The sequence below is a fragment of the Sphingomonas sp. genome (genome assembly GCF_041661825.1).
GTDB lineage: Bacteria > Pseudomonadota > Alphaproteobacteria > Sphingomonadales > Sphingomonadaceae > Sphingomonas.
In genome coordinates, this window is record NZ_JBAZTU010000001.1 from 841,917 (window position 1) to 865,109 (window position 23,193).

Sequence of the window (23,193 nt, forward strand, 5' to 3'; positions counted from 1 at the left end):
GCTCCCTTCACTGATTCGAAAGGAGCCTTTACTCATGGCAAAAAGCAAAGCGATCTCACGCTACAACCGGAGGGTGATCGTCCTCAGCCTGATCTACGCCGCGACGCTGTTCTTCGCGGTCTACTGCTTCAAGCACCAGTTGCTCAGCGGACCCGTCGCCTGGATCGCCGGCATCCTGCCCGCGCTTCCGATCATCGGCATCCTCGTGGCGATCGGGCGGTACCTGACTGAAGAGACCGACGAATATCTGCGCGACATGATGGTGCGCCAGGCGCTGATCGCGACCGGCTTCGCGCTCAGCATCTCCACCGCCTGGGGCTTCCTCGAGAATTTCGGGCTCGTGCCACACGTCTACGCCTATTACGCGATCATCCTGTGGTTCGCCGGGCTGGGCCTGGGCGCCTGCGTCAACAAGGTCCAGGCAACGCGAGGTGAGCCATGAAGAACCGCCTCAAGGTGCTCCGCGCCGAGCGTGACTGGAGCCAGGGCGATCTCGCCGACCGGCTCGAGGTCTCGCGCCAGAGCGTCAACGCGATCGAGACCGGCCGCTACGACCCCTCGCTCCCCCTCGCCTTCAAGATCGCCGAGCTGTTCGAGCTCTCGATCGAAGACATCTTCACCAGCCCTTCCAAGGAGACCATGCAATGACCCCCGCCACCAAAGGCCGCCTGATCGCCGCCATCGCCCTGCCGCTGCTGCTGCTCAACGCCTTCCCCGCCCATGCCGCACCCGCCCCGGTGATGGCCGCTGCGCCCGCCGCGGAGACGATGGACCATATCTCGATCGAGACGACCGGCACCGGCCCTGCGATCTTCCTGATCCCCGGCCTCTCCAGCCCCCGCGCGGTATGGGACGGGGTCGTGCCCGAGCTGGCGAAGACCCACAAAGTCTATCTCGTCCAGGTCAACGGTTTCGGCGGCGACGCGCCGGGCGCGAACCTGCAGCCGGGTATCCTGAACGGCATCATCGCCGATCTGGACGGCTATATCGTCCGCAACAAGATCAAGGGCGCAGGCGTCGTCGGCCATTCGCTGGGCGGCCTGGTCGGGCTGATGTTCGCCAAGGCGCATCCCGACCATCTGTCGCGGCTGATGGTGGTCGACTCCCTGCCCTTTTACGGGATGTTGTTCGGCCCGACCGCGACGGTCGCGATGGTCGAGCCGCAGGGCAAGGCAATGCGCGACCAGATGGTGGCGACCTATGGAAAGCCGGCCAACCCCGCCCCGGCCGAGGCCGTCGCCAACCAGCTCGCGCTCAAGCCCGAATCCCGCGCCAAGGTGAAAACATGGGTGATGGCCGCCGACCCCCGCGTCTCGGGCGCAGCGATGTACGAGGACCTGACCACCGACCTCCGCCCCGACCTGGCCCAGATCAGGACGCCGATCACGTTGGTCTATCCGTGGAGCGCCGCGGTGCCCAAACCGATGGCCGACGCGCTGTACAAGGGCGCCTATGCCGCCGCGCCGAGCATGACCTATGTCGATGTCGGCGACGCCGCGCATTTCGTGATGCTCGACCAGCCGGCCGCCTTCGCCGCCGCGCTCAAGACCTTCGCCGATACGAAATAGCACCGATTTGGTGGTAATGCGGCGGCTAACCGCCTGATTTTCCGGCTTGACCCCTTCCCCCTGCTGCGCTCCAACGCCGAGTGCAGCAGGGGGAATTTTCATGGATCACGACGTCGAGTCGCCGCGCGCGAGCGCGTTCGAATTCACCGGGGACTGGCGCGAGTTCGCGCCCATCGCCTTCACCAACCTGCTGCTCAGCATCGTGACCCTGGGCATCTATATTTTCTGGGCGCGCACCCGCGAGCGGAAATATCTGTGGAGCCGCACCCGCTTCATCGACGACCGGCTGGAATGGATGGGCACGGGGCTTGAGCTGTTCATCGGCTATGTGCTCGCGATCGTGCTGTTCTTCGTGCCCTTCGCCGCGCTGAACCTGTTGCTGCAGGGTCTGCTCCTGCGCGATCATCCGGGCGCCGCTGCGCTGATCGGCCTCTGCCTCTATCTCTTCCTGCTCTACCTGGCGGGCATCGCGATCTTCCGCGCGCTGCGCTACCGGCTCAGCCGCACTTATTGGCACGGCATCCGGGGCGGTTCGAACAGCCAGGGTTTCGCGTTCGGCTGGGCCTATCTGTGGCGGACGCTTGCCGGGTCGCTGGCGCTCGGCCTGCTGATCCCCTGGTCGATGACCAGCCTGTGGAACGAGCGCTGGAACCAGATGAGCTTCGGCCCGCACGAGTTCGAGGCGAACGCGCATCCGGATTCGATCTTCCTCAAATTCCTGCTCTTCTATCTCGTGCCGATCATCCTGTTCGTCGGCATCTTCGCCATCGCCATGATCTTCGGCGTCTTCGCCGCCGCCACGGGCCTGGGCTCCGGCGACAGCGCGCCGCCGCAATCGCTGCCGGTGATGCTGATCGTCATCGCGGTGGTTCTGTACCTCGGCTTCTTCATCCTGCTCGGCGTGATCGCGATGATCTATTACGCGGCCTATTTCCGCGAGGTCGTTGGCAAGCTGTCGCTCGGCGGGCTGGAATTCGATTTCAACGCGCGCACCTGGGACTGGATCAAGCTGTTCCTCGGCAATTTCGCGCTGGTCGTCTTCACGCTGGGCATCGGCCAGATCTTTGTCGGCTATCGCAACTGGACCTTCTTCATCCGGCATGTGAACGCCTATGGCGAAGTCAGCCTCGACGACTTTACCCAGTCGACCACCAAACAGCCCGGCCAGGGCGAAGGATTGCTGGATGCATTCGACATCGGAGCCTTCTGACGAACCTTCTGAGGCTGGCGCGGCCCCGGTCCGCGTCTGGCATTATGACGGCGAGAGCGGCCTTCGGTATCAGCCGCAGTTCGAGACCGAGGGCACCAGCTTCCGGCTGACCGAGCGCGACCGGGTGTGGGGGCCGTTCGCCTTTGCCGATCTCGTCTCGCGCGATGCGATCGACGGCGACGCGATCTTCGGGCTGAAGAACCGGCCCGGCTGGCGGATCGGCTTTTCGGGCGGCGTGCCGGCGGACATCGCCGCGCATCTGCCCGGCGCGGTACGCTATGGCGGCTTCATCGACCGGTTCGGTCTGTGGCAATCGGTCGCGGTCTGCGCGGTCCTTGCCGCGCTCACCGTGTTCGTGGTGCTGCGCAGCCCGGCCGTGGTCGCGCGCATGGTGCCGCCCTCGGTCGAGCAACGGCTGGGCGACCTGATGGTCGGCGATCTGGGCAACCGGGCGTGCAACGCGCCGGCCGGCATGGCGGCACTGACCAAGATGGTGCGCAGGATCGATCCGGGCGACCGCCCGATCGAGGTGCGCGTGGTGCACATGCCGATCGTCAACGCGGTCACCCTGCCCGGCGGCAAGATCGTGATCTTCGACGAGTTGATCGAGAAAGCTGCGTCGGCGGACGAGGTGACCGGCGTGCTCGCGCACGAGATCGGCCATGTCGAGCACCGCGACGTGATGGAATCGCTGCTGCGCCAGCTTGGGCTCAGCGTGCTGCTGGGCGGGCTCGACGGCAATATCGGCGGCTATACCAACAGCCTGTTGTCGGCGACCTATTCGCGCGGCGCCGAGCAGCGTGCCGACGATTTCGCGCGGGAGCAGATGGGCAAGGCGAAGGTCTCGCCGCTCGCGACGGCGCAGTTCTTCCGTCGGCTCTCGGGGAAGACCGATGTGAAGGGCGCGGCGAAGATGCTCAATTATTTCTCGAGCCATCCGATGTCGAGCGACCGCGCGGCGCAATTCACGGCGGCAGCCAAGGGGCGGACGGATTTCACCCCGACCTTGACGCCGGAGGAATGGGGGAGCCTGCGCACGATTTGTTCGGCCGATGCGGACCAGAAAGAGAGCGGGTTCCGGTTCTGACCCTATGACCCGCAACGCGGCGAGTGTCGCAGCGACTATCGACTAATACATTGAAATATAACGATATAATTCCAAATTTCCGGGAAGGAGATATGGGACATATGGTGTCCCATATCTCCTCGGGTGAAGGATATGGCCGACGTCGCCCGCGCTCGATTCAACGACTCCCGTGCACGCGCTATGCCGTGACCATCAGTTTCACCTCCACGGGGCAAGGCAGTGCGTATAAGGGCGTCGCATGACTGATCCCGCTCCAACCCCCGCCCACCCTGCCCTCGCCTATCACCTGACCGAAGGCAGCGGCCCGACGATCGTCTTCCTGCCCGGCTATGCCTCCGACATGACCGGCAGCAAGGCGGTCGCGCTCGAGGCCTGGGCGAAAATGGAAGGCCGGGCGTTCCTGCGCTTCGATTATGGCGGGTGCGGGCAGAGCGAGGGCGCGTTCGAGGACCAGACGCTGGCGGGCTGGCGCGACGATGCGCTGGAGATGGTCGACCGCGCCGTCACCGGGCCAGTCATCCTGGTCGGATCGTCGATGGGCGGGTGGCTGATGCTGCTCGTGGCGCGCGCGCGGCCGGACCGGGTGGTCGGGCTGGTCGGCATCGCGCCGGCGCCGGATTTCACGGACTGGGGCTTCACGACCGACGAGAAACTGGCGCTGCTGCAGAATGGCCGGATCGAGCGGCCCTCCATCTATTCGGACCAGCCGACCGTCTACACGGCGCGCTTCTGGCAATCGGGCGAGGCGAACCGGCTGATGTCGGGCATGATCCCGTTCGACGGGCCGGTGCGGCTGATCCAGGGCCAGGCCGACCCCGATGTGCCCTGGCACCGCACCGTCCGGCTCGCCGAACTGCTGCGTTCAGCCGATGTGCAGACTATGCTCGTCAAGGACGGCGACCACCGCCTGTCGCGCGATGCCGATATCGCGCTACTCATCGGGGCGGTCGAGGATGTGATCCAGCGCTTATGATCCTGCCCCTGTTGCTCCTTGCCGCCCAGAGCGCCCCGGTCCCCGCGCCGGTTTCCGGCCCGCCCGATCCCGTCGAGCAGCGCTTCGATCGCTGCGTCGATCTCGCCGAGGACGACCCGCACGCCGCCGAGGACGAGGCCGCGCGCTGGCAGCGCGAAGGCGGCGGCTTCCTGTCGCATCAATGCCTGGGCATCTCCTATGCCAACCAGACGCGCTGGACCGCCGCGGCGGCCGAGTTCGAGGCCGCCGCGCGGGGCGGGGAGATCGCGAAGGACAAGCGCGCGGCGAATTACTGGGCGCAGGCGGGCAATGCCTGGCTGGCCGGCGGCGACGCGATGAGGGCGCGTGGGGCGCTGAATGCAGCATTGGGCTCGGGCACGCTTCAGGGCATGCAGCGCGGCGAGGCCAATCTCGACCGGGCCCGCGCCTTTGTCGCGAGCGGCAACCTGCCCGATGCGCGCCCCGATCTCGACCGCGCGCTGATCGATGCCGCGGCCGATCCGCTCGCCTGGCTGTTGTCGGCGACGCTGGCGCGGCGGACGGGCGAGCTGCCGCGTGCGAAGAAGGACATTGCGGAGGCGATCAAGCTCGCCGGCGACGATCCCTCGGTCCAGCTCGAAGCGGGCAACATCGCCGCCGCGCTGGGCGACGAGGCGGGCGCGAAGGCGGCGTGGAACAGCGCAGCCAAGCTGAAGCCCGACAGCGAGGCGGCGCGCAATGCCCGCAACGCGCTGAAGCAGTTCGATGCCCCCGTCCCGGCGCCTGCGGCCACGACAACTGCGGCACCGCCCGCGAAGCAATAGGGTACTGGCAAGCCTCGCCGCTCGCGCCTATCTCGCGCGGGACCAAGGAGGCCCGCCGATGAAGTATCTGCACACGATGATCCGCGTCACTGATCCCGACGCGACGATCCGGTTCTTCAACCTGCTCGGGCTGAACGAAGTGCGGCGCATGGACAGCCAGCAGGGCCGCTTCACCCTGATCTTCATGGCGGCGCCCGGCGAAGAGGGGCAGGCCGAGGTGGAGCTGACCCATAACTGGGACCCGGAGGATTATTCGGGCGGGCGCAATTTCGGGCACCTCGCCTACCGCGTCGACAATATCTACGATACTTGCCAGCGGCTGATGGATGGCGGCGTCACGATCAACCGCCCGCCGCGCGACGGGCACATGGCGTTCGTGCGCACGCCCGACAATATCTCGGTCGAACTGCTCCAGGACGGTCATCTGCCGCCGGCCGAGCCCTGGGTGTCGATGCCCAATACGGGCGTCTGGTAGGATGGGCGCGGCCGTCCGCGCCTTCCTGGCGATGACCGGCGCGCGCCTGCCGATCGTGCAGGCGCCGATGGCCAATTTTGCGGGGACCGAGCTGGCCATCGCCGCGATGGCCGCGGGCGGAGTCGGGTCGCTGCCGTGCGCGGTGCTCGATGCCGAAGCGGTGGTCGCGCAGGCCGCGGCGGTGCGCGCGGCAGCAAACGGGCCGCTCAACCTCAATTTCTTCTGCCATGAATTGGGCCCGCCGCCGGACGAGACGGTGTGGCGCGCGGCGCTCGAACCCTTTTATGCCGCGGAAGGAGTCGCGCCACCGACCGGCTCGCCGCCGCTGCGCCGGCCGTTCGATGCGGCGATGGCGGAAGCGGTCGGCACCGTGCGGCCCGAGATCGTCAGCTTCCATTTCGGCCTGCCCGACGAGGACCTGCTCGACCGGGTGAAAGCGACCGGCGCCCTGGTGTTCGGCTGCGCGACCAATGTCGCCGAGGCGCGGTACCTGGCCGAGCGCGGCTGCGACGCCGTGATCGCGCAGGGGTTCGAGGCCGGCGGCCATGCCGGTCATTTCCTGATGGGGCATCGCCCGGTCGGGCTGATCGCGCTGGTGCCGCAGATCGTCGACGCAATCCATGTGCCGGTGATCGCGGCAGGCGGCATCGCCGATGCGCGCGGCGTGGCCGCGGCGATCGCGCTGGGCGCGGCGGCGGTGCAGATCGGCACTGCCTATCTGCGCACGGCCGAGGCCCGGCCAAGCGCCGTGCAGCGCCGCCTGATGGAGGAGGCGACGGCCGACGACAGCGCCTTCACCAATTTGTTCAGCGGCGGCCTCGCGCGCGGCCTGCGCAACAGGCTGATGGAGGAATTGGGCGCGGTCAGTTTCGCCGCCCCGCCCTTCCCCTATTCGAGCGCTGCGCTGGCGCCCTTGCGCAGCCATGCCGAACATGAGGGCCGCGGCGACTATTCGCCGCTCTGGGCCGGGCAGGGCGTCGCGCTCGCCCGCGCGGAATCGGCGATGGCCCTTACCGACCGCCTGGGCAGTGCCGCCCTTTCCGGGAGTCTTGCATGACCGACCTAGAGATCGTCCGTATTCCAGCGCTGAGCGACAATTATATCTGGCTGGTGCACGATCCCGTGTCGGGTAAGACGATGGTGGTCGACCCCGCCGAGGCGGCACCGGTACTGGCCGAGACGGACCGGCGCGGCTGGCGCATCGGGCAGATCTGGAACACGCACTGGCACCCCGACCATACCGGCGGCAATGCGGCGATCAAGGAAGCCACCGGCGCGATCGTCTCCGGCCCGGCGGCCGAGGCGGCGCGCATCCCGACGCTCGACGTCGCACTGTCCGAAGGCGACAGCGTGCGGCTCGGCGACCATCTCGCGACCGTGCTGGAAACGCCCGGACACACCGCGGGGCACATCATTTTCCATCTGCCGGGCGACGCGGTTGTGTTCACCGGCGATACGCTGTTCGCGATGGGCTGCGGCCGGCTGTTCGAGGGCGATGCCGGGCAGATGTTCGCCAATATGCAGCGCCTGGCCGATCTGCCGCCCGAGACGATCGTCTATTGCGCGCATGAATATACGCAGAGCAACGGCCGCTTCGCGCTCGCTGCGGAGCCGGACAACGACGCGACGCGCGAACGGATGGAGGCAGTCGACGCGGCGCGGGCGCGCTGCGAGGCCACGGTGCCGACAACGATCGCGGAGGAGCTGGCGACCAACCCGTTCCTGCGTGCGGATTCGGCCGAGCAGCTCCGTCAAAGACGTATGGCAAAGGATGCTTTTCGCGGCTGATTGGGATATCCTCCGCGTTGGGGGCGTCATAACTGAGGAGCGGATCATGCGCCTGTTATTGCCCCTTCTCGCGGTGGCCCTGTCGGGCTGCACCGCCTCCGCTGCCGAGAATGCGCGCGCCACCCAACGCAGCGAAAGCGACGAGCAGAAGCTCGCAAAAGCCCTGGAGGGGCTGACTCCGCAAAAGCCGGTTTCCTGTATCGACGATCACCGATCGGGTGCGGTGGAAGCTTACGGCCCGACGATCCTCTACAAGGTGGGTCGCGGTCTGGTCTATCGCAGCGACACGGCCGGCGGCTGCGAGAATCTCGGGCGCGGCGACATCTTCGTGACGCATACGATCACCGGCCAGCTATGCCGGGGCGATATCGCCCAGACGGTCGATCCGACGTCGCGCACCCAGTCGGGCAGCTGCTCGCTCGGCACGTTCACGCCCTATCGGAAGGTGAAGCCATGACCCCGAAGCTTGCCCTTGGCGCGCTGGCGCTGGCCGCCGCGGCCTGTGCGACCGCCGCAGACACCAGCAAGGATCTCGACAAGGCCCTTGCCGGCCGCACGCCGGGCGTCGCGGTCGACTGTATCGACCGATCCTTCGCCGGCGGACCGGAGATCATCGACGACAAGACCCTGCTCTATCGGTCGGGCCGGCATATCTACCGCAACGATCTCGAAGCCAGCTGTCCGTCGCTGCGCCAGACCTCGATCCTGGTGATCGAGGCGCATGGCAGCCAGATGTGCCGCAACGACCTGTTCAGGCCGACGGAGCCGGGCAGCGTCGTGCCCGGCCCGATCTGCCGGCTCGGCAAGTTCACGCCCTATGACAAGCCGAAAGGCTGAGGCTCAGAGCACGAACCGCGACAGATCGGTGTTGCGGGCGATCACGGCGAGCTGCTTGTCGACATAGGCGCCGTCGACCACCAGGGTCTGGCCGACTCGATCCTCGGCATTGAAGCTGACGTCTTCGAGCAGCTTCTCCATTACCGTCTGCAGGCGGCGCGCGCCGATATTCTCGATCTCGCCATTCACTTCGGCGGCGATCTTCGCGACCGCGCGGATGCCGTCCTCGGTGAACTCGACCGTCACGCCCTCAGTGCCGATCAGCGCGACATATTGCTGAGTGAGCGAGGCCTTGGTGTCGGACAGGATCGCGACGAAATCATCCTCGGTCAGTGCCTTCAGCTCGACGCGGATCGGCAGGCGGCCCTGCAGCTCGGGCAGCAGGTCGCTCGGCTTGGCGACATGGAACGCGCCCGAGGCGATGAACAGGATATGGTCCGTCTTCATCGGCCCATATTTCGTGGCCACCGTGGTGCCCTCGATCAGCGGCAGCAGATCGCGTTGCACGCCTTCGCGGCTGACCGAACCGCCGCGCACGTCGCTGACCGCGATCTTGTCGATCTCGTCGAGGAAGACGATCCCGTTCGCTTCGGCATCGGCCAGCGCGATGCGGCTGACCTCGTCCTGGTCGAGGCGCTTGTCGGCTTCCTCTTCGACCAGCTTCTCCCAGGCCGCGGGCACGGTCAGCTTGCGGCGCTTCATCTGCCCGCCGCCGAACGCCTTGCCCATCATTTCGCTGATATTGATCATCTGCGCGCCGCCGCCCGGGATCTCGAACGGCATCTGGGCCTGCGCCTCCAGCTCGATCTCGATCTCGGTGGTATCGAGATGGCCATCGCGGAAGCGCTGGCGAAAGGCCTCGCGGGTCGCCTCGCTGGCGCCCTTGCCGGTCAGGGCGTCGAGCAGGCGCGCGAGCGCTGCCTCCTCGGCCTTGTCCTTGACCGCGACACGGCGGCGTTCCTTCTCGAGCCGGATCGCTTCCTCGACCAGGTCGCGCGCGATCTGTTCCACGTCGCGGCCGACATAGCCGACCTCAGTGAACTTGGTCGCCTCGACCTTCACGAAGGGGGCATCGGCCAGCTTGGCCAGGCGGCGGCTGATCTCGGTCTTGCCGCACCCGGTCGGACCGATCATCAGGATATTCTTGGGGGTAACCTCGTCGCGCAGGTCCGCGCCGAGCTGCTGGCGGCGCCAGCGATTGCGCATCGCGACCGCGACCGCTTTCTTCGCGTCGTTCTGGCCGATGATGTGCTCGTCCAGCGCGGCGACGATGGCTTTGGGAGTGAGGGCTTCGTTCATTCTTTTCTCTTCTCCCCTCCCGCTTGCGGGAGGGGCTGGGGGGGGGCTTGTCAGCCATGAAGGGGATCGGAGGAGGACAGGCCCTCCCCCAGCCCCTCCCGCAAGCGGGAGGGGAGTAAGGATCAGGTTGCGCTGTCCAGGCTTTCGACCGTCAGGCGTTCGTTGGTATAGACGCAAACATCGGCGGCGATCTTCATTGCCTTGCGGCAAATCGTCTCGGGATCCTCCTCATAGTCGACCAGCGCGCGGGCCGCGGCCAGGGCATAATTGCCACCCGACCCGATCGCGGCCACGCCCGCCTCAGGCTCGAGCACATCGCCATTGCCAGTGAGGATCAGGGTCACCTCCTTGTCGGCGACGATCATCATCGCCTCGAGGTTGCGCAGATATTTGTCGGTCCGCCAGTCCTTGGCGAGCTCGACCGCCGCGCGCAGCAGCTGGCCGTGATGCTGTTCGAGCTTGCGCTCCAGCCGCTCGAACAGGGTGAAGGCATCCGCCGTCGCGCCGGCAAAGCCGCCGATCACCGATCCGTCACCGAGGCGGCGGACCTTCTTCGCATTGGGCTTCATGACGGTCTGGCCCTGCGTCACCTGGCCGTCTCCGGCGACGACGACGCGTCCATTCTTGCGCACGGAGAGAATTGTCGTGCCGTGCCACGTTGTGTCGTTTCCGCTCATGGGCCGCATATGGGATGGCAAAAGCGGGTGCGCAATCCGGTCGCACTTTTGGCGGTTGCACCGCAGCATCGGCTTGCCCGATAAGGATGCGCTGATCGTGGGGGAAAACGATGGTGACGAAGCATTCGAGCGGGCCCGAGCATGCGCTGGAGCGGCTCGTCTTCTTCTCCGACGCGGTGTTCGCGATCGCGATCACCTTGCTGATCATCGAGATCCATGTGCCCCGCCTGCCGATCGGGAGCAGTGATGCCGAATATCTGGAGGCACTGGCGCATCTCTGGCCGAACTTCTTTGGCTTCTTCGTCAGCTTCTGGGTGATCGCCGCCTTCTGGGCGGGGCATCACCGCGCCTTCAGCCTGGCCGGCCATTATTCGGACCGGATCGTCATGCCCAATCTCGCGCTACTCTGCGCCATCGTGTTCATGCCCTTCTCCACCGCCTTCATGGGCGGCAATATCGGCACGCTGGTGCCGACGGCGCTGTACGACGCGACCCTGGTGTTCTGCGGACTTCTAAACCTGCGGCTGGTGCGCATGGTGACGAGCCCTCCAATCGTTGACGAAGCAGTGTCGGCGGAGACGATAGCGATGACGCGGGTGCGCGGCTGGGCAGTAGTGCTGGGCGGCGCATCCGCGCTCGCCTTCGCCTTTGTCGATCCGCGTTTCAGCCAGTTCGCGCTGATCTCGATCCCGTTCTGGCGGCGGCTCCTCCAGGCGCGGCTGAAGCACCGCTATGGGGCGGTCCGTGACGATGGATCGCCGCAGGAGGCGGCGAGCGCCACGAAGCGATAGCGGACGTCCTGCGCACTGCCGCGGCTGCGAAAGCGAGCGCGATCGACGACCGCCGGCTCGCACGGGCCCGAATCCGCAGCATACCACAGGCCGTCGGAGGTCCCGCGCAGGTGGCATTGAGTCCGGTAGCTGCGCTCGCCGCGATCGGCGCGGGGGCAGATCCGGTAACCCGACGGGACCGCGACCGGGGTCGACCAGCCCCTGTCCGGCAGGCGAACCAGCCCGGACGGCGGCACCGCCCGCGCTGCCTTGGCTGCGGCGGTAGCCTGGCGCTGGGCCTCGACCCGCTCGCTGATCCCGGCAAGCGCTGCGTCATATTTCTTGCCGATCCAGCCAGTCAGCGTGACGCGGTCCGCCTGGGCGGCGGCGACGATCGCTTCGTCTTCGGGCGTCAGTTTCTCGCCAGCCTCGATCTTCGCGCTGATCGCGCGCAATTCGGCGGCGCGCTGCTCGTTCTTGCGCTTCTCGATCAGGGTTTCGAGCCGGGCGAGCTCCTCGTCCTGCGGGCGGTCGGCGCGCAGCCAGGCGGGCACGCCGATCGCCGCCAGCATGCGTTGCGGGATCAGCATATTGGCAGCCGCAAGCAGCAGCGCGCCGAGCGGGATGACCACGAACACCGCGCGCTCCACCCTGGGCGCGACGCGGCCGAACAGCCAGACGACCAGCGCCGCGACCGGCGCGAGCACGAGGAAGGTAAGCGAGGTGCCGAGCGAACGGTCGCCCGGCGCAAGGGCGAAGAACAGGAGCGGCACGAGGAAGGCGAGGAAGACGCGGCCGAGCAGCTTCGCATAGCCAAGCAGCGCATCGCGTGCGCCATCCACCCCGCGCACTGCACCGACCCCGCCGCTGACCAGCAGCACGCCGACGACATGGATCGGATTGAGAAAGGCGTAAAGCGCGCCGATGCCGAAGATCGCGATCAGCAGATAATTGAGCTGCGGCAGGCCGAGGCTGCGGAAGATGGCGCCGGCGACGAGCAGCCCGATCATCGCAGCGACCACCAGCACGAGGCGACGGTGGACGCTCTCGATCGTGGCGCCCGCTGTCTGCAGGCCTTCGGCGAGGCCGGTGCGGGTCCTGCCCCAGAGCTCGGCCGAACGCTGCTTCATCGAGGCGAGCGTGCGGCCTTTGGTCTGCGGTACGATCGCACCGCTCTGTGCTGTCGCTGGAAGATCGTCCATCGTTCCCCCGGTAGCCGGCCCCGACGATGTGGGACCGGACCGGGACTTGATAGAGGTGCCCCCGATCCCGCGCTAGGAGGAACGCGACGTGACCGGGCGCGGCGTGGCCGCGCCCGGTGCGTCAGTTACCGGCAGCGCGTGTTGTTGGCATCGATCGAGGCGCCGGCCACGCCACCGCCCGCTGCACCGAGCAGCGTACCGAGCGTCTTGGAGCCGCCCGGCGCGATGATGTTGCCGAGCAGGCCGCCAACCGCCGCGCCGACGAGCAGGCCAGTGGTGCCGTCCGACCGGCGGCAATAATAGCGCCCGTCCTGGCCGCGATAGATGCGGTCGTTGCGCGACAGCCGGCGCTCGCGATAGCGCGGCGAATCGCGGTAATAATGATCGGCATAATAGCCGTTATATTGCGGGTCCGGCCGGTCGTAATCATACTGGCTATAGCTGCGGTAGCGCGGGTCCATCCCGTCGTCGCCATAGCTGGTACAGCCTGACACGAGGCCAGCACCCAGGGTTGCCGCGGCCAGCAGGCCGAGGGTCATGGTACGCATATCACTCTCCCGTTTTCGTTATGCCAGCGCAACGCGGATAGGGCCGGGATGGTTGCAATCCCCGGCGCTTAGTGTGTGGTGGAGCCCGGTGGCGGGCGCAGCGCCGCGCGTTCGGCACGCGAGACCGGGGCGGTGGGATCGGGGCGGAATTCCGCCGGCGCGCGATCCTCCGGACCTGGATGCGGCTGGTCGAGTGCCAGGTCGGGGGCGGCGTGTTCGGCCGAGGCGGCATAGCTGCGGCCCCGCGCCAGCAGGGTGACGAGCACCCCGCCGATCGCGACCGCCGCAGCGCCGAGCGAGATGGCGGTCTTGCGGCCGATCAGGGGCCTGGGTTCGGCTTTCCGGTTCTTTCGCGTCGCCATGATGCTTTCCCATGCTGGTTGAAGATGTGGGGCATCAACGGGTGGGCTGGCGCGCCGTTCCGGCGGCGCGGTTGCGCATGAGCGCGCGTCATGTGATCCTCCCCTGATGGGCGCGGCGGAAATCCTCGGCGTGGCGGCGAGCGTGAGCCTGTTATCGGGTTGGCGGCTCTATCTCTGCATCTTCGCCACGGGCGTTGCGATGCACACCGGCTGGATCGCCCTGCCCGCCCATCTCCACCAGCTCGACGTGCTGGCCAATCCCTGGGTGATCGGGGTCGCGGGCGTGGCCGCGCTGGCCGAGTTCCTGGCCGACAAGGTGATGTGGATCGACAGTGCCTGGGACGCGATCCACACGCTGATCCGGCCGATCGGCGGGGCGTTGCTCGCTCTGGCGATCGTCGATCCCGGCGATCCCAAATGGCAGGTGATCGCGCTGATCCTGGGTGGTGGCGCCTCGCTGCTGACGCACAGCGCCAAGGCGGGCACGCGCGCGGTCGTCAATGTCAGCCCCGAGCCGGTAAGCAACGTGCTGGTTTCCACCGCCGAGGATGTGGCGACGGGAGGATTGTTGCTGCTGGCGCTGGCCAATCCGGTCATTGCGATCGGCGTGGCGGTGCTGCTGCTGGCCGGTGCCATCGCCGCGCTGGTGATGGTGCGGCGGGTGCTGCGCTGGGCGATGCAACGGGGACGGACAGCAGCGCCACCACCCACGGCGTAGCGCGTATCGCACCAGGCCTCGGGGGCAGTGCGCGCACGGGAACAGCAGCCCCGCGCAGCCGTTTAGCAGGCTCCCGTGTACGGAGTAGGATCATGAAGACGAGAAGCATCGCGCTGGCGCTGGCGTTGTTGGGCAGCGCCGCCGTCGCAACCGCCCAGACCGCGCCGCCCGCCCCTGCCCCATCAGGCTCCGATAAAGATGTGAACAGCCCCGACGTCGCGGCTGCCAACCGTGATGTCGCGGCACAGGCCGCCGCCCGCGAGGGAGCGGTCGCGGACGTCAATGCCGACACGCAGGCCAGCGCCGACGCGCAATATGCCGCCGATCTCGCGGCGTACCGGGATGCGCTCCGCGCGCATCACCGCGAGGTGTCGCGCGATGCCCGCATCGCCGATCACAAGGAGCGCGCCTATGCCGATGCGATGCGCGACTGGCGGCGCCAGGTCTATGCCTGCAAGCATGGCAGTACGCGAGCATGCAAGGCGCCGTCGCCCAATCCCGCCGACTATTGGTAAGGCCCGCCCGAGACGAGTTCGTCGCGCGACGCGATCACGGCGCCGAAATGATGCCGCCACAGGCGCTCGCCTAGCGCACCGGACCGATCGAGCGACGAGCCGATCGTAAGCCAGGGCAACAGGGTCGGTCGCAAGCCGGCATCGAACAGCGCGAAGCCGGCGGCAAGGATGCAGGTATCGGCCTGGATGCCGCAGACGAGCACGCGCTCCGCGCCGAGCGCGCAGAAATGGTCGATCGCCGCGGTGGGCGGGAGATAGCCGTGCTTCACGAACAGCGCGTCGGTCCTGACCAGGCTTTCATCGGCGGGGCCCGGTTTCCAGCCTAGCTGGCGTTCGAACGGGGTAACCGACTCGTCGTGGCGCTCGACCGTCGCGACCGAGTGCAAGGTCGCGGCGAGCGCGTCGATCTCCTCGACCAGCCAGGCAGGCGGATCGAAACTGGGCTGGACGTCCACCACGAGCAAGGCCTGGCGCATGACCGCTTCCACTCGACCAGCCCGCGAATTGCAACCCCGGATCGCCGGCCCGTTGCGCGTGCGGAACAGACGAGAGGCCGCGGCCGTTTGAATGCGCGTATGATCACCACTGCCCCCAACCGCGACTATGCCTATGGCCTGGCGCGGGCGTTTGCCGGGGCGATCCTGTTCGGGTTGCCGCTGCTGATGACGATGGAGATGTGGTCGCTCGGCCTCTACACGCATCCGGCGCGGCTGTTGCTGTTCATGGTGCTGAACTTCGTCGTGCTCGTCATCCTGTCGCGCTTCGGCGGGTTCGAACATACTTCGACCCTGGTGGAGGACGTGCTCGACGCGCTGGCGGCGTATGGCGTCGGGATCGTCGCGTCGGCCGCGGTGCTGGCACTGTTCGGGGTGCTCAAGCCGGGCATGCCGATCGACGAGATGGCCGGCATGATCGCGATCCAGAGCGTGCCCGCAAGCTTCGGCGCGATGATCGCGCGCAAGCAGCTCAGCGCGGGCGAGGCCGACAAGGACGCGGAACATGAGGCACGGTCGGCGGGCTATGCCGGCCAGCTGTTCCTGATGATGGCGGGCGCGCTGTTCCTCGCCTTCAACGTCGCGCCAACCGAGGAGATGATCCTGATCGGCTTCAAGATGACGCCGTGGCACAGTCTCGCGCTGATCGCAGCGTCGCTGGCCTTGCTGCACGCCTTGGTCTTTTCGATCGGCTTTGCCGGGCAGGAACAGGCGCCCGAGGGCTACGGCTTCGACCGACGTTTTCTGATCTACACCATGCCCGGTTACGCGATCGCGCTGCTGATCAGCTTCTACACTTTGTGGACCTTCGGACGAGTGGACGGCGGCGATATCGGCGCGATCGCTTCCACCGTGGTCGTGCTGGGCTTTCCTGCGGCGATCGGCGCGGCCGTCGCGCGGCTGGTGGTATAGGAGAAGGCCATGGCAGCGACCCGCAAGCCCGAGACCCCGCCGCTCGAATGGATCGCTGCCGGCGTCGGCGCGGTGCTGCTGCTGTTCCTGTTTGTCGTCATCGGGCGCGAAGCGATCAACGGCGAAGCGGCGCAGCTGCCCCAGATCGACGTCGCGGTGACGGGCGTGTCGCCCGCCGCATCGGGCTTCATCGTCGCTTTCGAGGCGCGGAATCGCACGGACGGGACTGCGGCGGCAGTGGAGATCGAAGGTGTGCTGAAGGCAGGCGGCGCCGAGATCGAGACGAGCAGCGCGACGATCGATTATGTGCCGGGCAAGGGCAAGGCGGCGGGCGGCCTGTTCTTCCATGAAGATCCGCGCAAGGCGGCGCTGGAAGTGCGGGCGCTGGGTTTCCAGACTCCCTGAGCTTTTATTTTCGGAGCACCCCCGGGGCCGCACTGGTTACGCGACCGAAAGCAACTATCTCCTGCGCGATAGCGAGGAGCCCAGCATGACTGAATCCACCGAGTACACGCCCCCCAAGGTCTGGACCTGGAACAAGGAGAATGGCGGGGCCTTCGCCAACATCAACCGGCCGATCGCCGGGCCGACGCACGACAAGGAACTGCCGGTCGGCAAGCACCCCTTCCAGCTTTATTCGCTGGGCACGCCCAATGGCGTGAAGGTGACGATCATGCTCGAGGAACTGCTCGAGCTGGGCCACAAGGACGCCGAGTATGACGCCTGGCTGATCCGCATCAACCAGGGCGACCAGTTCGGCAGCGGATTCGTCGAGGTGAATCCCAATTCGAAGATCCCGGCGCTGCTCGACCGCAGCGGCCCCGAGCCGATCCGCGTGTTCGAATCCGGCGCGATCCTGATGCACCTGGCTGAAAAGTTCGGCGAATTCCTGCCGACCGACACAGCGGCCCGCGCCGAATGCCTGTCCTGGCTGTTCTGGCAGATGGGCAGCGCGCCCTTCCTGGGCGGGGGCTTCGGCCATTTCTTCGCCTATGCGCCGATCAAGATCGAATATGCGATCGATCGCTATGCGATGGAGGTGAAACGCCAGCTCGACGTGCTCGACCGGCGGCTGGCGGAGAGTGAATATCTCGGGGGCGACGCCTACACCATCGCCGATATCGCGACCTGGCCCTGGTATGGCGCGCTGGCCAAGGGCCTTGCCTATGACGCGGGCGAGTTTCTGCAGGTGCAGGAGTACAAGAACGTCCAGCGTTGGACCGACCAGATCGCGGCGCGGCCGGCGGTGATCCGCGGGCGGATGGTCAACCGCGTATCGGGCGACCCCGCGACCCAGTTGCACGAGCGCCACGATGCGGAGGATTTCCTGACGAAGACGCAGGACAAGCTCGCGCCGGCGGACTGAGCGGCGGCGCCCGGCCCGTCCTCGTCAGGCGTTGGCGCAGGCGTAGAGCAGCATCGCCTCGCCCACGGATTGCGGCACGACCTCCCGGCCGTCCTTGCGCCAGTCGGGATAGTCGATGCCGTTCATGACGTAGAGTTTGAGTGTGTAGAGAGTCCGGGAGCGGCAATCGGCGGCCTTGTCGGATTTGCCGGCGCCCTCGGCGGTGAAATAGACCAGGCCGTCGGCACCGCGCCGGATGCTGTCCTTGTCGACCTGGGCCATGATCTCGGCATCCTCGTCGTCGAAGACCGTCACCCATTTCTCGGCGAGGGCGGGGCTGGCGGTCAGCATGCCTGCGAAGGCGACTGGAATCACGGCGAGCTTCACGGCACCCCTTCCCTTTTGTCGGAGAATGATTGGTCCCGATCCGGACCGAATACAAGCGCCATCGGCGTCATCGGGACGACACGGAAATCGGCTCAGCTTGACAAGACGTTGCTGCGATCGGGAAGTGCGGCCGGTCCTGGAGGAAATGACGATGAGCTCACAGCGCGCGCCCGTGGCGACCGCGATCCTGCCTCTGGCGCTGCTTGCCGCCGCCGCGCCGGCCCCGAACCCTGCGCCGTTGCGGTTGAACGACATCAGCGTGGTCGGCACGCACAACAGCTACAAGCTGGCGATGCCGGCCGAGACCATGGCGAAAGTGCGCGCCGCCAGCCCGGCGATCGCGGACATGCTCGATTATGCGCACCGGCCGCTGGCCGAGCAGCTCGATGCGGGCGCGCGGCAGCTGGAGATCGACGTCAATTGCGATCCAAAGGGCGGTTTCTACGCAAAAGGGTCAAGCGACCCGAAGCTGCTGCGGCCCGGATTCAAGGTGCTGCACATTCCGGGCATCGACAATTCGAGTAGCTGCGTGCTGCTGACCGAGTGCCTGCGCAGCATCCTGCGCTGGTCGGACAAGCACCCCGGGCATGTGCCGATCATGCTGATGTTCAATGCCAAGGACGAGAAGAATGCGTGGCGCGGCGGGATCGACGCGCTGCCCTTCGATGCGGCGGCATGGGATGCGCTGGATGCCGAAATCCGGTCAGTGATGCCCGCGAAGAAGCTGATCGTGCCGGACGAGGTTCAGGGCAAGTTTCCCACGTTGCGCGACGCGGTGCGTGCCGGCAACTGGCCGACGCTCGCCAAGGCACGCGGGCGTTTCCTGTTCGCGCTCGACGAGTCGCCCGAGAAAGTCGCTGGCTATCGCGGGGCGCGACGGTCGCTGGAGGGGCGCGTGTTCTTCATCAGCACGGACGAGGAGTCACCCGCCGCGGCCTATCTGACGATCAACGACCCGATTGCCGAGGGCGCGCGCATCCGGCGCGATGTGGCGGCGGGCTATCTGGTGCGGACGCGGGCCGACGCGGATACCAAGGAGGCGCGAGTCAACGACACCAAACGGCGTGAGGCGGCGCTGGCGAGCGGCGCCCAATATGTCTCGACCGATTATCTGTGGCCCGACGCGCGGTTCGCGGGCGGATATCAGGTGCGCTTGCCGGGGGGCGCAACCGCGCGGTGCAACTCGGTGCGGCGTGCCGCGGATTGCCCGGGCGGGGTCCTGGAGAAGCACTGACGGACTCCCGAAAGGGAACATCGGCCGGGGCATGACGGTTAATGCCGGAGCGGGGGTTCGATCGCGCGCCGACAGGCGCCGCCTTGAACCAGGAGTAGCTCCCATGAAAACCCTTTCCCTATCGCCCGCGACGTGCGGGCTGTTGCTGGCCGGCGCCCTGCTTGGCGTTGCCGCGCCGGCCGCGGCGCAGACCGAGGAGGACATCATCGTCACCGGCAATTGGGGCCGGGTGCCGAACAATGTGGACTCGCTGTCGCAGCGGGTCAGCTACCGCGATCTCGACCTCAGCCTGCGGGACGACTGGCGCGAGCTGCGGCACCGCGTCAGCCTGACCGCGCGCTATCTGTGCGACCGGCTGGGCGAGCCGGACAGCGCATCGTCGAGCTTCACGCCGTCGTGCCGCGACGCTGCCACGAGGGACGCCATGCGCCGGGTCGGCACGGTCCGGCAGGACTTCGCGCCGCGTGGCACCGCCTGGATCGCCCCCGCGCGTTGGGAGGCGCCCTATCCGGCCGATTGGGAAAGCACCTATCCGGAAGACGAGTCTCCGGCCTATCCGTGACGGTGCGGGAGCGGCGCTGCACGGGCGCCGCTCCCGTCACCCCAGCCGGTCGAAATAGACGAAGAAGAAGCCGAGCTGGCCGAGGATGGCGGCAAGGACCAGCCAGAGCTGGAAACGGCGCGAGGCGATCACCGCGCCGAGCGCGCAGCCCAGGATCGAAAGCGCAGCGCGGGTGGAATACATGAGCCCATGCGCCTCGTAATAGGCGACGCCCTTCAGCAGCGTATCCCCGATATCGAGGAAGAAGGTCAGCGCGATCAGGCCGAACAGCCATTTGCGCCGCGACAGGAAATAGTCGGCATAGCCGTCATACCCTTCCAGATCGCCGGGGAAGAGGATCGCGCAGATCAGGAAATAGCAGGACGCATAGGCGAAGATGAAGAGATAACGCCCGAACGTCCAGTCAGTGATCTGGTTGAGGCGGAATTCCCACCACCAATAGCCGATGACCGAGAGCAGCGCCCAGGCCACCCAGCCGAGATGAACCAGGCTGACCTTGCGCCTGCCGGGATGCTCGACAAAGGCGGCGAGGCCGAGGAGCAGCCGGCTGACGCTCAGGCCGAGGATCACCCCGACGATGACGCGGACGTGCAGGAAGAGATCATTGGCCATGAGCGCCCCTCTCGACTGAGCCGGAAGGTGGCAGATCGCGGGTCCTCGGGCAAATGACGGCCGCAGCGTCCGGGGGGCTGGAGGACGCCGCGGCCGTCAACCGCCCGAGAGGTCGTCGCAATAGACGAGCTGCAGGGCTGATATCTCCTGGCTCGTCTTCACGCCCATCCGTCCCCCGCGGACCCATTGCACGCGCCCCGAGACAAGCGGGCGCTTGCCGAGCCGGACGAGCAGGTGCTGGCCCGTGACCAGGCCCGTACTGGTGTCGAGCAGCATGCCGAGGCGCGACACGTTGCGAACGGTGGCCGGCCGCGGCGGGCGGCCGGTGTTGAGCCTGCCGCTCAGGTTCAGGCTGGTCCGCGCGGAACGCGGACGATGGCCCTCCGCGAAGCCATGGTCGATATCGACGCCGATCGGGAAGGTCACGGCGTCCTTGAACTCGAGGCCGAAGCGCCGGCCGCGAACCCAGCGCACCACGCCGGTGAAGAAGGCCTTTTCGTCGAAGCTGAGATGGACCGCCTGGCCGACGTCGAGCTGGACATCCGTCTCGGCGCTCAGCCCGGTCTCGGAGACGTCGCGGATCAGGATGTCGCAATAAGTGTCGATCGGATAGACCGAGGCCTGCAGAAAAACCTTGTGGCGGCGATGCAGACGCAAGTCCTTGCGCTCGTCGTCGGGCGCGGATTCGCGGTCGGTGAAGAGCTGCCGGAAATTGAAGGACACCCGCCCTCTCCTATGTGTGAGGCAATTCGTTATGGTGAAGACCTTCGCTTGAGCTGACGTTGCGATACGAGATCGTAGATATACGGGTATCAACCCCGCAACGACTTTTGTGGCTCAAGGTAAAATCGACGCAAAAGCGCCGCTTCCCTTGGTTTCCCTGATTTTCATCACTCGGAATGTCTCCGAAACGGACGCGGTTTTCGCGCAGCTCGAAGGAGCATCGGGGCACTGGATTCCCGACGCGACTCCTATTATGTATGGCTTATTGTACGGTTACAGAAAGCATGCATAATGATGCGGTTCGAGAATGACGGCGACAAGTTCCGCTGGATCCTGAAGGCGGGATGGAAGGGGCTTTGCCCGCGCTGCGGCAAGGGGCACATGTTCACGTCCTGGCTGAAGGTGACGAAGGAATGCGAAGTGTGCGGGCTCGATTACCGCTTCGCCGCGCCCGACGACGGCCCCGCCTTCTTCTCGCTATGTATCGTCGCCTTCCCGCTGACCTTCCTGCTGGTATGGATCGAGGTGGCGTATAATCCGCCGCTCTGGGTGCATCTGGTGACATCGGTGCCGGCGATGCTGCTCGGGTGCCTGTTGCCGCTTCGGCCGATCAAGGGATGGCTGGTCGCCTCGCAATATGTAAACAGGGCGCAGGAAGCGGGCACCGGCGCCTTGTGGGACAAGTTGCACGGCCGCACGCCGGAGGAGGGAGCCGGGAATTTCGATGACTGACGGGTGGCTTCCCGACCTCACGCAGAGCACCGGCACCAAATATCAGGCGATCGCCGACGCACTCGACGCGGCGATCGTCCGCGGGGATTTGCGCCGGGGCGATCGCCTGCCGCCGCAGCGCGAGGTGGCGGCGAAGCTGGGCGTCGACCTGACCACGGTGACCAAGGCCTATGACGCCGCGCGGCTGCGCGGGCTGATCGAGGCGCGGGGCCGGGCGGGCAGCTTCGTCGCTGCCACGCACGAGCCGATCGTGCCGCCGCCCCTGGTCGATACGGGCATGAACATGCCACCGGAGATCTCCGGCGGACTGCTGAGCCGGGCGATCAACGAAACGTCCGCCGCTTTGCTCGCCGGATCGGAGATGGCGTGGCTGCAATATGCGCCGGCGGGCGGTGCCGAGCAGGATCGCGCGGCCGGCGCCGCGCTGCTGACCCGGCGCGGGCTGCCGAGCGGCGAGGAGCAGGTGATCGTGACGGCAGGCGGACAGAATGCGCTGCATGCGATCCTGACCTCCACGCTTGGCGCTGGCGACGTGGTTGCGTGCGGGCGGTTCATCTATCCCGGCTTCAAGGCGCTGGCCGAGCGGCTGGGCCTGACCCTGCTGCCGCTCGAGGCGATCGACGCCGCGACACTCGAGGCGGCGTGCCGCGTACATCCGGTGCGCGCGCTCTATGTCGTGCCGACCAACGACAATCCGACCGCCTCGACCGTCAGCGAGGCCGAGCGCGCAGCGATCGCCGGGGTGGTGCGGCACCACGCCCTGCAGGTGATCGAGGACGATGCCTATGGGCTGCTCGCCAGTGATCCGATTCCGCCGATCGCCGCCTTCGCGCCGGAGCACTGCTGGTATGTCGCGAGCCTGTCCAAGATCGTGACGCCGGCGTTGCGGGTCGCCTTTGTGCGGACGCCGAGCGTGGGCAGCGCGATCCGCCTCGCGACCGATGTGCACGAGACCGCGATCATGGCGCCGCCGCTCAACGCCGCGATGGTGAGCCGGTGGATCGGCGACGGGATGTTCGAGCGGCTGGTCAGCGCGATGCGCGGCGAGATCGCCTGGCGGCAGGCGCTGGCCGAGAGCCTACTCGGCGACCTGGCGGGCGCGCGGTCGGCCGAGGGCTATCATCTGTGGCTCCCCCTGCCCGGCCATCTTCGTGCCGACGACCTGGCCGCGGCGATGCGGCCGCACGGACTGTCGGTGGTGGGAGCCGGCAGCTTCGCGGTCGGCGACAACGACACCGGGGCGGTGCGGGTGTCGCTGGGCGGGCTGCTCGACCGGGAGCGACTGGCGCGGGCGCTGCGCGTGCTGCACGGCCATCTCTCGCAGCCGATCGGCAAGGCGACGCCGCTGGTCTGAAATGGT

Annotated in this window: 31 protein-coding genes; 22 read left to right on the plus strand and 9 right to left on the minus strand. The window is 67.0% G+C overall.

Going from position 1 to position 23,193, the window contains the following annotated elements:
* Positions 1 to 34: 34 nt before the first annotated feature.
* From WC729_RS03735 to WC729_RS03790, 12 genes are all read left to right on the plus strand, one after another.
* Entirely contained in the window at positions 35 to 442 is a 408-nt protein-coding gene (locus tag WC729_RS03735) for a hypothetical protein (protein WP_372849663.1), read from the plus strand.
* On the plus strand, positions 439 to 648 hold the full coding sequence (locus tag WC729_RS03740; protein WP_372849665.1) for a helix-turn-helix transcriptional regulator: 210 nt from the start codon (positions 439 to 441) through the stop codon (positions 646 to 648). The genes WC729_RS03735 and WC729_RS03740 overlap by 4 nt, the downstream gene beginning before the upstream one ends.
* Positions 645 to 1,568, plus strand: a complete 924-nt coding sequence (locus WC729_RS03745; protein WP_372849667.1) for an alpha/beta fold hydrolase — start codon at positions 645 to 647, stop codon at positions 1,566 to 1,568. Before WC729_RS03740 ends, WC729_RS03745 begins: the two co-directional genes overlap by 4 nt.
* A gap of 100 nt (positions 1,569 to 1,668) precedes the next feature.
* The gene (locus WC729_RS03750; RefSeq protein ID WP_372849669.1) at positions 1,669 to 2,778 is read left to right on the plus strand and encodes a YjgN family protein; all 1,110 of its coding nucleotides are present in this window, start codon (positions 1,669 to 1,671) and stop codon (positions 2,776 to 2,778) included.
* Positions 2,753 to 3,865, plus strand: a complete 1,113-nt coding sequence (locus WC729_RS03755) for a M48 family metallopeptidase (protein WP_372849671.1) — start codon at positions 2,753 to 2,755, stop codon at positions 3,863 to 3,865. The genes WC729_RS03750 and WC729_RS03755 overlap by 26 nt, the downstream gene beginning before the upstream one ends.
* Before the next feature lie 238 nt (positions 3,866 to 4,103).
* Positions 4,104 to 4,838: an alpha/beta hydrolase gene (locus WC729_RS03760; protein ID WP_372849673.1), complete on the plus strand. Its 735-nt coding sequence runs from the start codon at positions 4,104 to 4,106 to the stop codon at positions 4,836 to 4,838.
* Positions 4,835 to 5,641 carry a tetratricopeptide repeat protein gene (locus tag WC729_RS03765; RefSeq protein WP_372849675.1) on the plus strand — a complete coding sequence of 269 codons (807 nt, stop codon included), beginning with the start codon at positions 4,835 to 4,837 and terminating at the stop codon, positions 5,639 to 5,641. Before WC729_RS03760 ends, WC729_RS03765 begins: the two co-directional genes overlap by 4 nt.
* Before the next feature lie 58 nt (positions 5,642 to 5,699).
* Positions 5,700 to 6,116, plus strand: a complete 417-nt coding sequence (locus WC729_RS03770; RefSeq protein ID WP_372849677.1) for a VOC family protein — start codon at positions 5,700 to 5,702, stop codon at positions 6,114 to 6,116.
* Position 6,117: 1 nt separating this feature from the next.
* Positions 6,118 to 7,173 carry an NAD(P)H-dependent flavin oxidoreductase gene (locus tag WC729_RS03775; protein WP_372849679.1) on the plus strand — a complete coding sequence of 352 codons (1,056 nt, stop codon included), beginning with the start codon at positions 6,118 to 6,120 and terminating at the stop codon, positions 7,171 to 7,173.
* Positions 7,170 to 7,904: a hydroxyacylglutathione hydrolase gene (gloB, locus tag WC729_RS03780; RefSeq protein WP_372849681.1), complete on the plus strand. Its 735-nt coding sequence runs from the start codon at positions 7,170 to 7,172 to the stop codon at positions 7,902 to 7,904. The genes WC729_RS03775 and gloB overlap by 4 nt, the downstream gene beginning before the upstream one ends.
* Positions 7,905 to 7,950: 46 nt before the next feature.
* Positions 7,951 to 8,361, plus strand: a complete 411-nt coding sequence (locus WC729_RS03785; RefSeq protein ID WP_372849683.1) for a hypothetical protein — start codon at positions 7,951 to 7,953, stop codon at positions 8,359 to 8,361.
* Complete coding sequence (locus WC729_RS03790; protein WP_372849685.1) at positions 8,358 to 8,741, plus strand: hypothetical protein; 384 nt, start codon at positions 8,358 to 8,360, stop codon at positions 8,739 to 8,741. Before WC729_RS03785 ends, WC729_RS03790 begins: the two co-directional genes overlap by 4 nt.
* 3 nt (positions 8,742 to 8,744) lie before the next feature.
* On the opposite strand, the gene hslU is transcribed toward WC729_RS03790, so the two are convergent.
* On the minus strand, positions 8,745 to 10,040 hold the full coding sequence (gene hslU, locus WC729_RS03795) for an ATP-dependent protease ATPase subunit HslU (protein ID WP_372849687.1): 1,296 nt from the start codon (positions 10,038 to 10,040) through the stop codon (positions 8,745 to 8,747).
* Positions 10,041 to 10,162: 122 nt separating this feature from the next.
* Positions 10,163 to 10,717 carry an ATP-dependent protease subunit HslV gene (gene hslV / locus WC729_RS03800; RefSeq protein WP_372849689.1) on the minus strand — a complete coding sequence of 185 codons (555 nt, stop codon included), beginning with the start codon at positions 10,715 to 10,717 and terminating at the stop codon, positions 10,163 to 10,165.
* A 113-nt stretch (positions 10,718 to 10,830) separates the two neighbouring features.
* Between hslV and WC729_RS03805 the strand changes: the two genes are divergently transcribed.
* Positions 10,831 to 11,508 carry a TMEM175 family protein gene (locus tag WC729_RS03805; protein ID WP_372849691.1) on the plus strand — a complete coding sequence of 226 codons (678 nt, stop codon included), beginning with the start codon at positions 10,831 to 10,833 and terminating at the stop codon, positions 11,506 to 11,508.
* Here the strand turns inward: WC729_RS03805 and WC729_RS03810 are convergent.
* From WC729_RS03810 to WC729_RS03820, 3 genes are all read right to left on the minus strand, one after another.
* The gene (locus WC729_RS03810) at positions 11,448 to 12,689 is read right to left on the minus strand and encodes a hypothetical protein (protein WP_372849693.1); all 1,242 of its coding nucleotides are present in this window, start codon (positions 12,687 to 12,689) and stop codon (positions 11,448 to 11,450) included. The two genes, WC729_RS03805 and WC729_RS03810, sit on opposite strands and share 61 nt — an antisense overlap.
* Positions 12,690 to 12,814: 125 nt before the next feature.
* Positions 12,815 to 13,237, minus strand: a complete 423-nt coding sequence (locus WC729_RS03815; RefSeq protein WP_372849695.1) for a glycine zipper 2TM domain-containing protein — start codon at positions 13,235 to 13,237, stop codon at positions 12,815 to 12,817.
* Positions 13,238 to 13,305: 68 nt separating this feature from the next.
* Positions 13,306 to 13,599, minus strand: a complete 294-nt coding sequence (locus WC729_RS03820) for a hypothetical protein (protein WP_372849697.1) — start codon at positions 13,597 to 13,599, stop codon at positions 13,306 to 13,308.
* A gap of 106 nt (positions 13,600 to 13,705) precedes the next feature.
* Between WC729_RS03820 and WC729_RS03825 the strand changes: the two genes are divergently transcribed.
* On the plus strand, positions 13,706 to 14,317 hold the full coding sequence (locus WC729_RS03825) for a DUF4126 domain-containing protein (RefSeq protein WP_372849699.1): 612 nt from the start codon (positions 13,706 to 13,708) through the stop codon (positions 14,315 to 14,317).
* A gap of 92 nt (positions 14,318 to 14,409) precedes the next feature.
* Complete coding sequence (locus tag WC729_RS03830; protein WP_372849701.1) at positions 14,410 to 14,832, plus strand: hypothetical protein; 423 nt, start codon at positions 14,410 to 14,412, stop codon at positions 14,830 to 14,832.
* Here the strand turns inward: WC729_RS03830 and WC729_RS03835 are convergent.
* The gene (locus WC729_RS03835) at positions 14,823 to 15,308 is read right to left on the minus strand and encodes a hydrolase (protein ID WP_372849703.1); all 486 of its coding nucleotides are present in this window, start codon (positions 15,306 to 15,308) and stop codon (positions 14,823 to 14,825) included. The genes WC729_RS03830 and WC729_RS03835 overlap by 10 nt on opposite strands.
* Positions 15,309 to 15,407: 99 nt before the next feature.
* Here WC729_RS03835 and WC729_RS03840 point away from each other — a divergent pair, with 99 nt between their 5' ends.
* The 3 genes from WC729_RS03840 to yghU all read left to right on the plus strand — a co-directional run bounded on the left by WC729_RS03840 (position 15,408) and on the right by yghU (position 17,604).
* Positions 15,408 to 16,238 carry a TIGR02587 family membrane protein gene (locus tag WC729_RS03840; RefSeq protein ID WP_372849705.1) on the plus strand — a complete coding sequence of 277 codons (831 nt, stop codon included), beginning with the start codon at positions 15,408 to 15,410 and terminating at the stop codon, positions 16,236 to 16,238.
* A gap of 9 nt (positions 16,239 to 16,247) precedes the next feature.
* The gene (locus WC729_RS03845; RefSeq protein ID WP_372849707.1) at positions 16,248 to 16,643 is read left to right on the plus strand and encodes a hypothetical protein; all 396 of its coding nucleotides are present in this window, start codon (positions 16,248 to 16,250) and stop codon (positions 16,641 to 16,643) included.
* 85 nt (positions 16,644 to 16,728) lie between these two features.
* Positions 16,729 to 17,604: a glutathione-dependent disulfide-bond oxidoreductase gene (gene yghU / locus WC729_RS03850; RefSeq protein WP_372849709.1), complete on the plus strand. Its 876-nt coding sequence runs from the start codon at positions 16,729 to 16,731 to the stop codon at positions 17,602 to 17,604.
* 24 nt (positions 17,605 to 17,628) lie between these two features.
* On the opposite strand, the gene WC729_RS03855 is transcribed toward yghU, so the two are convergent.
* Entirely contained in the window at positions 17,629 to 17,970 is a 342-nt protein-coding gene (locus WC729_RS03855) for a hypothetical protein (RefSeq protein WP_372849711.1), read from the minus strand.
* Positions 17,971 to 18,121: 151 nt separating this feature from the next.
* On the opposite strand from WC729_RS03855, the gene WC729_RS03860 reads away from it, so the two are divergent.
* The gene (locus tag WC729_RS03860; RefSeq protein ID WP_372849713.1) at positions 18,122 to 19,204 is read left to right on the plus strand and encodes a phosphatidylinositol-specific phospholipase C1-like protein; all 1,083 of its coding nucleotides are present in this window, start codon (positions 18,122 to 18,124) and stop codon (positions 19,202 to 19,204) included.
* A 103-nt stretch (positions 19,205 to 19,307) separates the two neighbouring features.
* Positions 19,308 to 19,766 carry a UrcA family protein gene (locus WC729_RS03865; protein ID WP_372849715.1) on the plus strand — a complete coding sequence of 153 codons (459 nt, stop codon included), beginning with the start codon at positions 19,308 to 19,310 and terminating at the stop codon, positions 19,764 to 19,766.
* Positions 19,767 to 19,802: 36 nt separating this feature from the next.
* On the opposite strand, the gene WC729_RS03870 is transcribed toward WC729_RS03865, so the two are convergent.
* The gene (locus WC729_RS03870; protein ID WP_372849717.1) at positions 19,803 to 20,378 is read right to left on the minus strand and encodes a hypothetical protein; all 576 of its coding nucleotides are present in this window, start codon (positions 20,376 to 20,378) and stop codon (positions 19,803 to 19,805) included.
* A 96-nt stretch (positions 20,379 to 20,474) separates the two neighbouring features.
* Positions 20,475 to 21,101 carry a PilZ domain-containing protein gene (locus WC729_RS03875; RefSeq protein WP_372849719.1) on the minus strand — a complete coding sequence of 209 codons (627 nt, stop codon included), beginning with the start codon at positions 21,099 to 21,101 and terminating at the stop codon, positions 20,475 to 20,477.
* Between the two features lie 291 nt (positions 21,102 to 21,392).
* Between WC729_RS03875 and WC729_RS03880 the strand changes: the two genes are divergently transcribed.
* Both WC729_RS03880 and WC729_RS03885 read left to right on the plus strand, forming a co-directional pair.
* Complete coding sequence (locus WC729_RS03880) at positions 21,393 to 21,833, plus strand: DUF983 domain-containing protein (RefSeq protein ID WP_372849721.1); 441 nt, start codon at positions 21,393 to 21,395, stop codon at positions 21,831 to 21,833.
* Positions 21,826 to 23,187 carry a PLP-dependent aminotransferase family protein gene (locus tag WC729_RS03885; protein ID WP_372849723.1) on the plus strand — a complete coding sequence of 454 codons (1,362 nt, stop codon included), beginning with the start codon at positions 21,826 to 21,828 and terminating at the stop codon, positions 23,185 to 23,187. The genes WC729_RS03880 and WC729_RS03885 overlap by 8 nt, the downstream gene beginning before the upstream one ends.
* Positions 23,188 to 23,193: the final 6 nt, after the last annotated feature.